At 52.4% G+C, this 14,315-nt stretch carries 11 protein-coding genes and 2 tRNA genes (1 of these 13 running past the window's edge); all 13 read left to right on the top strand.

Translation table 11 applies throughout. From position 1 onward, the window contains the following. A tRNA-Tyr gene (locus tag HMPREF3168_RS10360) sits at positions 1-55 on the top strand; it begins 50 nt to the left of the window's first position. Between the two features lie 5 nt (positions 56-60). After that, positions 61-132, top strand: a tRNA-Gln gene (locus HMPREF3168_RS07475). A gap of 281 nt (positions 133-413) precedes the next feature. Further along, complete coding sequence (locus tag HMPREF3168_RS07470; protein WP_070489451.1) at positions 414-2,021, top strand: peptide ABC transporter substrate-binding protein; 1,608 nt, start codon at positions 414-416, stop codon at positions 2,019-2,021. Positions 2,022-2,166: 145 nt separating this feature from the next. Next, positions 2,167-3,279: a phage tail protein gene (locus tag HMPREF3168_RS07465; protein WP_070489449.1), complete on the top strand. Its 1,113-nt coding sequence runs from the start codon at positions 2,167-2,169 to the stop codon at positions 3,277-3,279. A gap of 14 nt (positions 3,280-3,293) precedes the next feature. Next, on the top strand, positions 3,294-4,361 hold the full coding sequence (locus tag HMPREF3168_RS07460) for a hypothetical protein (protein WP_070489446.1): 1,068 nt from the start codon (positions 3,294-3,296) through the stop codon (positions 4,359-4,361). 66 nt (positions 4,362-4,427) lie between these two features. Beyond that, positions 4,428-5,129 (top strand): GntR family transcriptional regulator, encoded by a 702-nt coding sequence (locus tag HMPREF3168_RS07455; protein ID WP_002878105.1) that lies wholly within the window; start codon positions 4,428-4,430, stop codon positions 5,127-5,129. A gap of 162 nt (positions 5,130-5,291) precedes the next feature. Further along, positions 5,292-6,431, top strand: coding sequence for a CDP-glycerol glycerophosphotransferase family protein (locus HMPREF3168_RS07450; protein WP_070489444.1), 1,140 nt, complete (start codon positions 5,292-5,294; stop codon positions 6,429-6,431). A gap of 3 nt (positions 6,432-6,434) precedes the next feature. Next, positions 6,435-7,862, top strand: coding sequence for an oligosaccharide flippase family protein (locus tag HMPREF3168_RS07445; RefSeq protein WP_004560661.1), 1,428 nt, complete (start codon positions 6,435-6,437; stop codon positions 7,860-7,862). Between the two features lie 50 nt (positions 7,863-7,912). Further along, the gene (locus HMPREF3168_RS07440) at positions 7,913-8,647 is read left to right on the top strand and encodes a WecB/TagA/CpsF family glycosyltransferase (RefSeq protein WP_070489442.1); all 735 of its coding nucleotides are present in this window, start codon (positions 7,913-7,915) and stop codon (positions 8,645-8,647) included. Next, positions 8,647-9,747: a glycosyltransferase gene (locus HMPREF3168_RS07435; protein ID WP_070489440.1), complete on the top strand. Its 1,101-nt coding sequence runs from the start codon at positions 8,647-8,649 to the stop codon at positions 9,745-9,747. The genes HMPREF3168_RS07440 and HMPREF3168_RS07435 overlap by 1 nt, the downstream gene beginning before the upstream one ends. Continuing rightward, on the top strand, positions 9,744-10,445 hold the full coding sequence (locus tag HMPREF3168_RS07430; RefSeq protein ID WP_070489438.1) for a glycosyltransferase family 32 protein: 702 nt from the start codon (positions 9,744-9,746) through the stop codon (positions 10,443-10,445). Before HMPREF3168_RS07435 ends, HMPREF3168_RS07430 begins: the two co-directional genes overlap by 4 nt. Positions 10,446-10,549: 104 nt before the next feature. Then, positions 10,550-11,380 (top strand): ammonia-dependent NAD(+) synthetase, encoded by an 831-nt coding sequence (gene nadE, locus HMPREF3168_RS07425; protein WP_002878098.1) that lies wholly within the window; start codon positions 10,550-10,552, stop codon positions 11,378-11,380. Positions 11,381-11,585: 205 nt separating this feature from the next. Further along, the gene (locus HMPREF3168_RS07420; protein ID WP_070489436.1) at positions 11,586-14,252 is read left to right on the top strand and encodes a calcium-translocating P-type ATPase, PMCA-type; all 2,667 of its coding nucleotides are present in this window, start codon (positions 11,586-11,588) and stop codon (positions 14,250-14,252) included. Positions 14,253-14,315: the final 63 nt, after the last annotated feature.

Below are 14,315 nucleotides of genomic sequence, written 5' to 3'. Positions count from 1 at the left end.
GCGGTCTGTAAAACCGCTCTCTCTGAGTTCGGTGGTTCGAATCCACTTTCCTCCATTGATTGCGTTATAGCCAAGTGGTAAGGCAACGGTTTTTGGTACCGTCATGCGCTGGTTCGAATCCAGCTAACGCAATTGTTCTAAAGAACACCCAACCCGAAAAAAGAGCTTCTGACTGAGTCAGGAGCTCTTTTTTTGCCCAAGCAAAAGAAAAATAGTTTTTGGCCAGAAGAAAAGCTTAAAAGCATATGAAAAAATTAATTTTAAAAGAAAAAGGTTTCTTTCATAAGTAATGATGTACATTCTTAGCATTACTTGCTATACTGAAAAGTAAGTTGTTGGTTACTTTTAGTAAGTTTAATAAATGCAAGTAAGATTAGATTGGATAGATTAAGTAACATCTCGGGAGATAAACGATGCATAAGAAAAATATTGCTTCAGTAACACTTTTGGCAACGGCCGCGCTTTTGACAGCTTGCGGGCAAAACAAGGGGGCTTCCAGCTCCAAGCAGGTGATGAAGACAGCCGTAACCGGGGAAATCAGTACCCTGGACTCCAGCAAGTACGGGGACACCATCAGCTCTGAAACCCTGCAGAACTCCATGGAAGGGCTCTACCGCTTTGACAAAAAGGGGCAGGCCCGGCTGGCCGGGGCGGTCAAGGTGACCAAGTCCAAGGACCAAAAGGTTTACACTTTTACCCTTAGGAAAAATGCCAAGTGGTCTAACGGAGACCCGGTAACGGCCCAGGACTACGTTATTGCCTGGCGGCGGACGGTTGACCCGAAGAACGATTCCCTGGACAGCGACAGCTACCAGGTGATTAAGAACGGGACGGACATCGTAGCCGGCAAGAAGAAGGTGTCTAGCCTGGGCATCAAGGCCTTGGGCAAGTACAAGCTGCAGGTCACCCTGGAAAATCCGATCCAGTATCTGCCGGACCTCTTGACCGGGGCCCAATTCTACCCGCAGGACACGAAGATCGTCAAAAAGTACGGGTCCAGCTACGGGACCAGCTCTAGCAAGCTGGTTTACAACGGTCCATTTACTGTCAGCCAATGGACCGGGTCCAATCTCAAGTGGACTTTGAAGAAGAACAAGACTTACTGGAATGCCAAGTCAGTCAGCTTGAGCGCGGTCAAGGTCCAGGTCATCAAGACTACCTCTACCGGCCTCAACCTCTATAAGGGCGGGCAGCTGGACTACGCGCCAGTTGATTCTGACTACGTCAAGCAGTATGAAAAGAATGCCGACTACCACACGAAGACCACGCCGACCAACGGCTACATGGTCTTTAACTTGAAGCGCAAGACTACAGGCAATGTCCACGTCCGCCGGGCAATAAGCCTGGGCGTGAACAAGCAGGAATTGGTGAAGACGGTCCTGCACTCAGGCAAGGCAGCTCAAGGTTTCGTAGCCAGCGACTTCATCTACGATGAAAACGGCAAGGACTACCGGACCAGTGCTGGCAAGCTGATGACCTACAATCTGAAGCAGGCCCAAAAGGAATGGGCTTTGGCTAAAAAGCAGCTGGGCAAGTCCAAGATCACCATCGAACTGTTAACCAGTGACATGGACGCTTCCAAGCGGGTAGGCGAATACCTGCAGAGCAACTTGATGGAGAACCTGCCAGGCTTGACCGTTAAGTTGCGGTCAATTCCGCTGAAGTCCCGTTTGGCGGACACGAGCAAGCACAACTTTGACATGGTTTACGGGACTTGGCAGCCAAGCTTCCAGGATCCGATCGACTACTTGACCATCGGTGGCCTCTTCAACCTGGAAAGTGACTACAAGAACAGCACTTTCTGGAAGGAAATCAACCAGGCAAAGAGCACTTACGCCACCCAGCCCGCCAAGCGGCAGGCCAGCTTGATCGCCGCCGAAAAGCAATTGATCCAAAAGGATGCTTTCGCGGCACCACTCTACCAAGCCGGGGTTTCCTACCTTCTTAAGTCCAAGGTGACCGGCTTCCGCCTGTCTCCTTACGGGACTGTTGCCTACTACTGGGACGTCAAGATTAAGTAAAACAAGTTTTAAACCGGTAAAAGCTGCCAGTTTCTTTCAATAAGGAAGAAACTGACGGCTTTTTTGCGAAAAAAGAAGCATTCTTCAACTATTTTGCCCGTATAGCGGGTACAATAGTATTTAGTTTTTTGACCAGGAGGCGGACATGAGCAAATACATCAAAGTTGGCAGCGGCGGCGGTGAAGTGACCTGGCACCGGGCCATGCTCGACATGGAGCCGGGGGACTATCTGCTGCTGGAGCCCGGCTATTACGTTTGGCCCCGGGGCCGGCTATTAGAAGACGTGACCATCAAGGGCCTGGGGGCCAGTCCGGAAGACACCCGGATCCGGAGCTTTTTCTCCATCGGTGAAAACAGCTCCCGGGTGGTTTTTGAAAACTTGACCCTGGAACCTTACGGGGACGTAAACACCCTGGATTTGCCGGAAGAGACCAACAGCTATCTGATCCTGCGCGGCTGTGTCTTGACCGGGACCGGCAGCAAGACGACCACGATTTCCGTCAACGGCCAGGACACGGTGGAGATGTACTCCTGCCGCCTGCTCAACGGGACCCTGTCCTTTTTTGAAAAAGCCAATTTCCGCCTGGAAATGGCGGACTGCCTGCTGGACTATGAATCAGAAAAATTCGGCACCATCTCTTTGGAAGGGACCGGGACGGCCATCATTAATAACTCTGAGATCCGGGGGACGGTCAATAGCTTTGACTCCAGCAACATCGAATTAAACATCAATAACTCCGCCATCGGCAACCTTAACTTAGGCGGCAAGAGCTGGGTTAATGTCTACGCCTGCCGTTTTCTTAACCGGGACTACAGCCTTTATGCCCGGGGCGAATGCTGGCTGAACATCCTGGAGAGTCAAATGCCCAGTCAATTGGCCATCGAAGACCACTGCCACTTGCTAATGCAGAACAGCCAGCTCTACAATTTCCAGGCCCGGGGGGAGAGCCAGAGCTTTTTGTCCAATGTGCAGATCGCGGCCGCGGCCAGCCTGGAAGGCAAAAGCTTTATGGACGGCAGCTTAGTGACTTTCTCCGGCAATGGTGACTACCCTTACTTCATCTTCCTGGTCGACCAGGCGGTATTGAAGGGGCGGAACCTGCAATTTGACCCGCAAAACTGGCCGGTTCTGGTCGACAATGATGCCCGCTTAGTGGCCAACGCCCTTTACTACCAGGGGGCGCCACTGGAAATCAAGTGCGAGCATCCAGAAAACGTCTCTTTGATGGGAATCAAGTGGACTGAACGGAACGAATAGAAAGGAGCCAGACCATGCGCTTAATCAAAGTAAGCCAGGACCCCCGGGACTTGTCCTGGGAGCAGGCTTTAGACCAGCTGGAAGACGATGACGTGCTCATGCTGGCTCCCGGCTTTTATGAAATTCCTTTTGGGCAAAAGCTGAAGAATATCGTGATCAAGGGGACGGGGACAGCAGCGGATATGACGGTCCTGGTTGGCACGGTCATCCTGGATGGCCGCTATTTGACCTTGGAAAATCTGGCCGTCAAGACTACCGCAATTGCTGGAGCCCTGGTCAAAGTCTATGAAGGAGAAAATGCTCCTTACTTGACCCTGCGCGGCTGCCGGCTGGAAGCAGCAGAAGGGGAGAGGGGCACGGCTCTCATGACCTTGGGGCCGGTCTGGCTGGAACTTTACTCCTGCCAGGTCAAAGGGGGAATCCGCCTGGTTGGCGATGAGGAGCAGCATGTCCAGATCTCTTCCAGTGAAATCGCGGCAACTCCAGCTGCTTTTACCGGCAATGGCTTTGGCCCATTAGCCATCAGCCAGTCCCAGATCAAGGGGGATTTTGTCCTGGAGGAAAGTTCGGCTTATGAAGGGCACTTTGACCAGACGGCTTTTGACCAGGTGACCAGTTTGAGCGAAGGAAATGACCTTTACTTCACTGAGTCTGACCTGTCTTTAACTCTGAAAAATGGCCAGGCCGACCTTTTGAACTGCGGCTTGCCGGGGACAACCCTTTTGGAAAAAGCTAATTCAGCCGTTTTCCAAAACTGCACTTTTAAGCAATTCAAGCAGGTCAGCGGAAGCAGCAACTTAACCAACTGCCACTTGGAGGCAGGGGAAATCATGGGCCAGGGCAAGGCTGTTTTTTGCCGGCCGCACTTTTCCTGCAGCGAAGGCACTTGGCTTAGTTTAAGGGATGCAAGCCAGGTCCGCCTGCAGAATGCCCTCTTAAACGTGGCTGGCAGCCACTTGCGCCTGGCTGACAAAGCCGGGATCTTAGGCAATGTTTTGGAGAGCGACCAGGACCAGCTGCTGGTCAAGCAGACTGGCCAGGGCAAGGTAAAATTGACGGGAATAAAATGTAAACTTGTCTAAAGACCGCCTTTTGCTATAGAATTTAATTAAGATCCAAGCTTGATGATTCTGTGGGGGGAAAGACTGATGCAAGAACCAATGTATATCAAAATTCACAATCAGCTGCGCCGGGACATTGAAAACCATGTCTACCAGGTGGGGGACCGGATTCCAGCTGAACGGCAGCTGGCGGAACAGTTCAAGGTGTCGCGGATGACCCTGCGCCAGGCCATCAAGACCCTAGAGGAAGAAGGGATTCTGGAAAGGCGGCTGGGCAGCGGAACCTACGTGGCCAGCCAGAAGGTCCAGGAGAAGATGTCCGGGATCATGTCCTTTACCGAAATCACCCGGGCCAACGGGCAGACCCCGTCCAGCAAGCTGGTTTCCTACAAGATCACCCAGCCGTCCCTGTCGGAAAAAGAACGCCTGGCCCTGGAGGGCAGCGACAAGGTCCTGCGCATGGAGCGGATCCGTTATGCCGACCAGGTGCCGATCTGCCACGAAATCGTGACGGTGCCGGAAGATTTGATCGCGCCTTTTGCCAAAGATGACGTGTCAAGCCACCTCTACCAGACCTTGGAGAAGCAGGGGGGCTACCAGATCGGGGATGCAACTGAGTACATCTCAGCCGCTGTCGCCAATGAACAGGAGGCCCGCCTGCTCAACTGCCGCCGCGGGGAAGCCTTGATCACCCGCCGGCAGGTTACCAAGCTGGCTGATGGCCGGCCCTTTGAATACACGCGGGCTTCATACGTGGGCGAGCGCTTCGAATTTACTTTCAGCAAATAGCCAGCTGACTAGCTAAAGATGAAAATGACAAAGAGACAGGTTCAGTCCTGCCTCTTTTTGCTTCCTTTAAAAAAGTACAAAAGATGGAACTTGCTTTTGGCGGCAGGGGGCGAATTTGCTAAAATGGACTTGATACTATTAGCTAATGATTAACGAGGCACTATGAAAAGCATACTATTCCGCCTATATCTGGCAGTCATGAAATTTTTGGCCCGCTGGCAAAAAGAAGACCCCAACACATACGTGATCTTGAATGGGGCCGGCCGGTCGGGGTCCAATGGCTACCTCTTTTATAAATACCTGCGCCGCGAGCACCCGGAAGTCACGGCCTACTTGATCGAGCCCTGGCCTTCTTCCCACCTGCCTTGGTCAGACTGGCAAAAAATCGGCCGGGCCAAGTACGTCTTGACCACCCACCAGCCCTTCAAGGTCCGGAAAAGCCAGGTCAACCTGGCCCTCTGGCACGGGATTCCCCTAAAGCGGATGGGGACCATGGCCAACAATACCCAGCGCCGGGACAACCAGAGAAACGAAAAGCTCTGGCACAAGACGGCCGACCTGGTCACCTCCAGTTCTGAACTCTATGAAAGCTTGATGAGCGCCTGCATGGGAATTGAAGGTCCCCGCTATGTCCAGCTGGGTTTCCCCAGAATTGATTCCTTGCTCAAGTCTCCTTATAAAAAGTCCCAGCTCCTGGCTGACTTTTTCTCCTGCCAGGACCCAGAAGCCCAAGTAGGGATCTATGTGCCAACCTTCCGCTATGAATTGGAAGAGCCGGAAGTGATGGAGCGGATTAAAGAAGGGAACTTTTTTGCCTTCAGCGACTTTGACCTGGCCGCTTTAGACCAGGCTCTGGCTGCTAGAAAGCAGTACCTCCTGGTCAAGCTCCATCCATGGGAAATGAAGCTCTTCAGCGACTTCCACTTGGAGGCCAAGCACGTGGCCTTTTTGAACAATTCCGACCCTTTGGCGAAAAAGCTGGACCTCTACGAAATCCTGGGAGCCACCGACTTCCTCATGACCGACTTCTCCTCGATCTACTTTGACTACCTCCACTTGGACAAGCCGCTGATTTTCATCACCAACTACCTGGCCCAGTATGAAAAGACCCGGGGCTTTTTGCTGGGGCCTTATGAAGAAATCGTCCCTGGTCCCTGCGTGGCCAGTCAGGCTGACCTGGTCAAGCAGCTGGGTGAAAAAGATGGGTATGGCCTTGAGCGGAAAAAGTGGCTGGAGCTGAGCGACCAGGCCGACCATGGCCAGGCCTGCCAGACAATTTTTGATTACTTAAGCGGGGTCTGATCCTTGAAAAAAACTTTTCTGAACATCTTCTATAACGCGGTCTACCAGGTCTTCCTGGTCCTGGTGCCCTTGATCACGGTTCCTTACCTGTCCAGAGTCCTGGGCCCGACGACCTACGGGATCTATTCCAGCGTCAACAACACGGTCCAGTTTCTGATGATCTTCTGCGTCCTGTCTTTATCCAATATCGGGGTCAGAAGCATCTCTAAAGCCCGGGCCAAGAGCAAGAGCGGGGAACTGACCGAGGCCTTCTGGGGCCTGTGGTACTTCCAGTTTATCGGCGGCTTGGTAACCATCGCCTTGACTGTCTTGACCTGCCTGGTCCTCAAGGTCCGTTACTGGAACTACTTTCTGCTGATGCTGCCATACTTGATTGCCGCCCAGTTTGACATCTCCTGGTTCTTCCAGGGCCTGGCTGATTTTGGCCGGGTGGTTTTAAGAAATACCATCGTCAAGATCGTCAGCGTTGTCTTTATCTTGCTTTTGATCAAAAGCCCGGCTGACCTTTGGAAGTATTTCCTGATCATGTCCGTGTCCACCATGCTGGGTTCCTTTGTCTTCTGGTTCAGCATCGGCAAATATGTCGGCCGGCCAGTCAAGCATTTCTACTATTTCGCGGAAACCCGCCGGGCCATCATGACCTTGATGATTCCCCAGATCGCGACCCAGATTTACACTTCCTTGGACAAGCCCCTTTTGGGCCTCTTCCAAAATACGGCCCAGGTCTCTTACTATGACAACTCCCAGCGGATTTCTAACATGATCCTGGGGGTTATCACCAGTATTTCCCTGGTAATAATGCCGCAGATGGCGGTCCAGGGGAAGGAAACCCAGAAGAAGGTCTTGAAGAAGTCCCTGGAAGCCACGACCATGCTGGGAACCATGTTTGCCGTGGTGGTCATGGCCAATACCAAGGAATTCGTGCCCTTTTTCTTCGGGAAAAAATATATCCCGATGACCCCCTTGATGTTCTTCTTCACCTTGACCATCATCTTGATTCCCATGGGCGGGGTCTTCGCCAACCAGTTTGCCCTGGCCAACAAGCGGGACAAGGACTATGCCATTCCAGTTACGATCGGGGCGGTCCTAGAGCTGGTCTTCAGCTACTTTTTGGACCGGCCTTTCGGGGCAGCGGGGGCCATGGTGGCGATCATCTTGACCGAAGCCGTTGTTCTCTTTCTGCGCTGCTGGATCGTGCGGGACGGTTATGACTTCAAGGAAACTTTCAGCGACGTGCCCAAGTGCTTTTTGGCCATGGGGATCAGCCTGGCGGCAGGGATGCTGTGGCCTTGGCAGATTCCAAGTGCTTTTATCAACATGACGGTCAAGTCCCTGGTTATTATGGCCTTGTACCTGGCCATCCTCTGGCTCTTGAAGTTTGACTTGAACGAAGACTTGGTCACGATCGTCAAAAAGCGCTTGAAAAAATAGCTATTAATAAGGAAGAAATCAGCAAAAATAAACAAAGAAAGCGTGTAAGCATGGTAAAAATAAACATTTTGGGCGTTGGCTTCGACAAGTACAGCCTGGCGGAATTTGAAGCCCGCTTTTTGGACCGCTTGCGGAAAAAAGAATCCACCCTGGTGGTCACGGCCAACCCGGAAATTGTCATGGCCGCTAAGGAAGACCCGGAATACCGGGAAATCATCAACAATGTGGCTGACTACGTAACGGCTGATGGGATCGGCATCATCAAGGGGGCCAAGATGCTGGGGCTGAAGCTGCCGGAGAGAGTAACCGGCTACGATCTCTTCTGCTGGTACCTGCAAATCGCCAATGAAGACCACTTGCGGCTCTACCTGATTGGGGCCAAGCCAGCCGTGATCGCTGCCGTTAAGGAAAAAATCGCCAAGGACTACCCGGGCATCGACTTAGTCGGCGCTGAGGACGGCTACTCCAGAGACGCCCTGCCGGAAATTGCCAGCCGGATCGCCCAAAGCAGGCCCGACCTGGTCTTCGCGGCCCTGGGCTTTCCCAAGCAGGAGAAGCTCCTGGCCATCTTGCGCAAGCAAAAATTGCCAGCCAGCATGATGGGGGTGGGCGGCAGCTTTGATGTCTTCGCCGGCGCCGTCAAGCGGGCACCGAAGCTTTTCCAGGATGCCCACCTGGAATGGTTCTACCGGCTTTTGAAGGAACCAAGCCGGATTGGCCGGATGATGGTTTTGCCCAAATTCGTCGTGGAAGTTAAAAAGAGCAAGAAGCAGGACCAGCAATAATGAAAGTACTGCACATCAACGCCGGCCTGGAAAGCGGGGGCGGGCTGACTCATATCGTGAACCTGCTCTCCCAGGCCAAAAAGGCGGGGCAGGACTTTGACCTCTTGACCTTCGCGGAAGGACCGGTTGCCCAGGCTGCCCGGGAAAAGGGGATCAAGACTATCGTTTTGGGCGGCTCCAGCCGCTACGACCTGGCCCTGCTCAAGCGGCTGAAAAAGACAATCAAGGATGGACGTTACGACCTGGTCCACAGCCATGGGGCCCGGGCCAACCTTTTTGTCAGCTTGATCAAGTCATCCTTGCCTTGTCCCTGGTTGATCACGGTCCACTCGGATCCCGCGATCGACTTTGAAGGGCGGGGAATCGCGGGGAAGATTTTTACCAAGCTGAACCTGCGGGCGATCAAGCAGGCCGATGGTGTCTTCGCCATCACTCCCCGTTTTGAAAAAATCCTGCTGAATTATGGAGTAAAGCCCAGCCGGATTCACGTTATCTACAACGGGATTAGCTTTAGGGACAATAGAAATATAGCAGGCAAGGAAGACCATGCCGGCTTCAACATCATCAATGTTGGCCGCTTGGAAAAGGTCAAGGGGCAAGATCTTTTGCTCAAGGCATTTAAAGCAGCCAATTTGCCGCAAGCTCACCTCTATATCGCCGGCAGCGGCAGCCAGGAAGCAGATTTGAAAAAATTACGGCAGGACTTGGCCTTAACAGACCAAGTAACTTTCACCGGCTTTTTGACCCAAGCAGAATTAAGGCAGCTCTACCAGAAGATGGATCTGGCCGTCTTGTCTTCTTACTCAGAAAGCTTCCCCCTGGTCTTGCTGGAAGCAGCCGACAACCGGCTCCCGCTTTTGGCAACTGACGTGGGCGGGGCTAGGGAGCTGATTCCACAAGGAAAAGGCTGGGTCGTGCCGGTCAACGAGGAAAAAGCCATGGCCGACCAGTTAAAAGCAATCGCCGCTTTGCCAAAAGAAGAATTAGCAGCAATTGCCCAAGCGGAAAAAGTCTATGCTAGCCAGCACTTTTCCCTGGACCGACAACTGTCTGACGTTCTGGCCGGCTACCAGGCCTGCCTGCAAGGAGAAAAAACATGATTCCCAAAATTATCCACTATGTCTGGGTGGGCGGCAATCCCAAGTCCAAGACCATCCAGACCTGTCTGGCCTCTTGGCAAAAGCGCCTGCCGGACTACGAAATCATCGAATGGAATGAAGACAAGCTGGACCTGAATGCCAACAAATATGTCAAGCAGGCCTACCAGGCCAAGAAGTGGGCCTTCGTTTCCGACTATGTCCGGGCCAAGGCCCTCTATGAAATGGGCGGGATCTACCTGGACACCGATGTCATGGTCTTAAAAGATTTTGCCGGCTTGCTAAATGACCGGGCCTTTATTGGCTTTGAAAACAATGACTACTTGTCAGCGGCCATCATCGCGGCAGAGAAGGGGCATCCTTTTATGGCTGACATCCTGCACTACTATGCCGACCTGGATTTTGCCTTTGACCAAAAGGACCAGCTGGCCGGGGTCAACTCCCTGTCCGTCACGGAAATTCTCAAAGAAAAGTATGGCCTTAAGACTGGCAACCAAGAGCAAGTGTTAAAGGAGGGAATTCATGTTTATCCAGACGGGATCCTCTGCAACCCTTCCCCTCAGTCCCGGTCCATTCACCTTTTTACCGGGACCTGGCTGGAAGGGAAAAATTCCTGGAAGCACGACCTGGTCACCTTTTTGAAATTACATATCCGCAGTCAAAAAACTGCGAAAATTTACTACCAGCTCTTCAGACGCTAATTTTTTAAAGAATCTCGTGAAAATACATTTCTGAAAGCAGGGACTGCATTTTTTGAGTATAATTAAAGGTAGAAAATACAAAGTAGAAGATTGCGAGGCAGCAAATGAGAGAGTTGCAAAAGAAAATTGTCGAATATGAGCACGTTTTGCCGGAAATCGATCCCCAGGAAGAAATCCGCAAGACAGTTGACTTCTTAAAGGATTACCTGAAGGCTAACCCCTTCTTGAAGTCATATGTTTTGGGGATTTCCGGGGGCCAGGACTCAACCTTGACCGGGAAGCTGACTCAAATGGCAATTTCCGAAATGCGGGAAGAAACTGGCGATGACAGCTACAAGTTCATCGCCGTCCGCCTGCCATACGGCGTCCAGGCCGATGCCGCTGATGCCGCTGACGCGGTAGCCTTCATCAAGCCGGACGTGGACTTGATCGAAAACATCAAGCCAGCCACTGACGCCATGGTGGCTACCTTGAAGGAAACGGGCGTGGAAGTGACCGACTTTAACAAGGGCAACATCAAGGCCCGGCAAAGAATGGTCATGCAGTATGCCATTGCCGGGGCCAACCAGGGCGCGGTTGTGGGGACTGACCACGCGGCCGAAAACGTCTCTGGTTTTTACACCAAGTATGGTGACGGCGCGGCTGACTTAACCCCGCTCTTTCGTTTGGACAAGCGGCAGGGCAAGCAGCTCCTGGCTGCTTTGGGCTGCCCGGAACACCTTTATTTGAAGGCCCCGACGGCCGACCTGGAAGAAGAAAAGCCATCCTTGCCAGATGAAGTTGCCTTGGGCGTGACCTACGAGGAAATCGATGACTACCTGGAAGGCCGGGAAGTCAGCGAGAAGGCAGCGGAAAGAATCGAAGAATTGTGGACCAAGAGCGAGCACAAACGCCACCTGCCGGTTACAATTTTTGATGATTATTACAAAAAATAGGGGCAGATTTGGTAAAAAACTTGTTTCAAGCGCCAATTTTTGCTATATTAATCATGTCATAAGGGAGTAACGGCAAGCATAGCTTGCGACAAGCCCAACAACCGGGAGCCGTGTTGGTTTCCTGGGCTTGTCTTAATTAGTGAGACTTATGTGCTTTTGTTAAGGGGCACGTAAGTCTCTTTTCTTTTTAAAGGAGGAAAATACTGTGGCTAAGAAGTATTACAGCCAGGACATCCCGGGCACTTTAGCCGAGTTTGGCTCGGATGCCAACCACGGGATCAGTTCGGCTGAAGCAAAGAAGCGCCTGGACCAATACGGCCCGAACGCTTTGGCCGGCAAGAAGAAACGTTCAATGTTTGCCCGCTTCATGGACCAGTTCAAGGACTTGATGATCATCGTCCTGCTGGTTGCCGCTGTTTTGTCCGGGGTAGTTGCCCAGGAATGGACAGACGCGGGGATTATTTTAGTAGTTGTGCTTTTGAACGCGGTCCTGGGCGTGATCCAGGAAGCCCGATCAGAAGCAGCAATTGAAGCCTTGAAGGACATGTCCACGCCAAGCGCCAGGGTGCGCCGGGACGGAGCGGTAATTGAAGTTCCGTCAACGGATATCGTGCCAGGTGACGTGGTCTTGCTGGAAGCCGGTGACGTGGTCCCGGCCGACCTGCGTCTTTTGGTAGCAAAAAGCTTGAAGATTGAAGAAGCTGCCTTGACTGGGGAATCAGTTCCGGTGGAAAAGAGTAATGAAACCCTGCAGGGGGAGGACATTGCCCTAGGTGACCGGATCAACATGGCTTACTCCGGCACCAACGTGACCTACGGGCGCGGGGAAGGTGTGGTTGTCGCTACGGGGATGAACACGGAAGTCGGCAACATCGCCAAGATGCTGAACGAAGCTGATGAAACTGATACTCCTCTTAAGCAGAACTTGAACCAGCTGGGCAAGACCCTGACTTACATGATCCTGGCCATCTGTGTGGTCGTCTTTATTATCGGGGTTATCCGGAACCCGCAGCATGAACCTATGAATGCTTTGCTAATCGACATGTTCTTGACGGCGGTTTCCCTGGCGGTTGCCGCTATTCCGGAAGGTCTGCCGGCGATCGTGACGATCATTTTGGCCTTGGGTACCCAGACCATGGCTGACCACAAGGCCATCGTCAGAAAGCTGCCAGCCGTTGAAACCTTGGGGGCAACGGATATCATTGCTTCTGACAAGACTGGTACCTTGACCCAGAACCGGATGACGGTGGAAAAGGTCTACTACGACGGGATCCTGCATGATGCCAGCGATGACATCGACTTGACCAACCAGGCCTTGATTACCATGCTTTTGGCCAACGACACCAAGATTAAGGACGGCGGGGAGCTCTTGGGTGACCCGACTGAAACTGCCCTGGTGCAATTCGGTTTCCACAAGGATCTGCCAGTTAAAGACTTTTTGGCAGAACACCCACGGGTACAGGAAGTACCATTTGACTCTGACCGGAAGTTGATGAGTACGGTCAACAGGTATGACGGCCAGTTTATGGTTGCCGTCAAGGGCGCGCCGGACATGCTTTTGGAAAGAGTCAAGTATGTCAACATCAACGGCGAGCTGAGCGAAATCAGCGCTGAACAAAAGAAAGCCATTTTGGCAAGCAACAATGAAATGGCCAAGCAAGCCCTCCGGGTCTTGGCGATGGCTTACAAGGTTGTTGCTGAGCCATACGCTGACCCGACTACTGACAATGTTGAACAAGATCTGATCTTTGCCGGTTTGGTCGGCATGATCGACCCAGAGCGGCCGGAAGCCAAGGACGCGATCGCGGAAGCTCACCGGGCCGGGATCAGAACGATCATGATTACTGGTGACCACCAAGTTACGGCGCAGGCGATTGCCGAACGGCTGGGCCTGGTTGAAAAGGGCCGCGGCGATGCCGTGATTACCGGGGCGCAATTGGATAAGCTGAGCGACGACTACTTCACCAAGCATGTCGGTGACTACAGTGTTTATGCCCGGGTTTCACCAGAACACAAGGTTAGAATTGTGAAGGCATGGCAGGCAAATGGCAAGATCGTGGCCATGACTGGTGACGGGGTCAACGACGCGCCGAGTCTGAAGCAGGCCGACATCGGGGTCGGCATGGGGATTACCGGTACGGAAGTCTCCAAGGGCGCGGCCGACATGGTTCTGGCTGACGACAACTTCGCGACGATCGTGGAAGCGGTCAAGCAAGGGCGGAAGGTCTTTGCCAACATTCAGAAGGCGATTCTGTACTTGATGAGCTGCAACGTCGGCGAAGTATTGACGGTCTTCTTGATGACTTTGCTGGGCTGGGATGTTTTGAAGCCAGTGCAGCTTTTGTGGATCAACTTGGTAACTGATACCCTGCCGGCGATTGCCTTGGGTGTTGAACCGATTGAAAAGGGGATCATGAATAAGAAGCCGCGGGGGAAGAATTCTAACTTCTTCTCAGGTGGCGTGGCCAGCTCAATTGTCTACCAGGGGATCCTGGAAGGTGCTTTGGTCTTGACCGCTTATGGTTTGGGTCTGCACGTTTTGCCGCAGGGGACTAACCCGCATGAAGACGCGTTGACCATGGCCTTCTTGACTTTGGGTCTGATCCAGCTCTTCCATGCGATTAACTCTAAGTACCTGAAGCAGTCTATTTTCCAAAAGAGCACTTTTGCCAACAAGTGGTTCAATGGCGCGATTGTTCTGTCAGCCTTGATTATGGCGGCAGTTGAATTGCCATTCTTGACCAGAGTCTTCTCAGTTTCAGAATTGCACCTGGACCAATGGCTGACTGTTCTGGGGATGGGCGTTTTGATGATCGTGATCGTCGAAATCGTTAAGTTCTTTGAGAGAAAAGCTGATCAACGGAATAATTAAAGATAATAATTTACAAAAATGCCTGGACGTAAGCAATGTCATTAAGTTAAGGGATTGACATTG

The sequence above is a fragment of the Lactobacillus sp. HMSC08B12 genome, from assembly GCF_001808415.1.
Lineage (GTDB): Bacteria > Bacillota > Bacilli > Lactobacillales > Lactobacillaceae > Lactobacillus > Lactobacillus delbrueckii.
The sequence above is the reverse complement of the archived record's forward strand: the minus strand, read 5'-3'. Positions and strand labels throughout refer to the sequence as shown.

Excerpts from the sequence above, each read along its gene's own strand:
- HMPREF3168_RS07455 (WP_002878105.1), top strand. The coding sequence starts at position 4,428 with ATGCAAGAACCAATGTATATCAAAATTCACAATCAGCTGCGCCGGGAC.
- HMPREF3168_RS07430 (WP_070489438.1), top strand. The coding sequence starts at position 9,744 with ATGATTCCCAAAATTATCCACTATGTCTGGGTGGGCGGCAATCCCAAG.
- HMPREF3168_RS07450 (WP_070489444.1), top strand. The coding sequence starts at position 5,292 with ATGAAAAGCATACTATTCCGCCTATATCTGGCAGTCATGAAATTTTTG.
- HMPREF3168_RS07435 (WP_070489440.1), top strand. The coding sequence starts at position 8,647 with ATGAAAGTACTGCACATCAACGCCGGCCTGGAAAGCGGGGGCGGGCTG.
- nadE (WP_002878098.1), top strand. The coding sequence starts at position 10,550 with ATGAGAGAGTTGCAAAAGAAAATTGTCGAATATGAGCACGTTTTGCCG.
- HMPREF3168_RS07465 (WP_070489449.1), top strand. The coding sequence starts at position 2,167 with ATGAGCAAATACATCAAAGTTGGCAGCGGCGGCGGTGAAGTGACCTGG.
- HMPREF3168_RS07470 (WP_070489451.1), top strand. The coding sequence starts at position 414 with ATGCATAAGAAAAATATTGCTTCAGTAACACTTTTGGCAACGGCCGCG.
- HMPREF3168_RS07460 (WP_070489446.1), top strand. The coding sequence starts at position 3,294 with ATGCGCTTAATCAAAGTAAGCCAGGACCCCCGGGACTTGTCCTGGGAG.
- HMPREF3168_RS07440 (WP_070489442.1), top strand. The coding sequence starts at position 7,913 with ATGGTAAAAATAAACATTTTGGGCGTTGGCTTCGACAAGTACAGCCTG.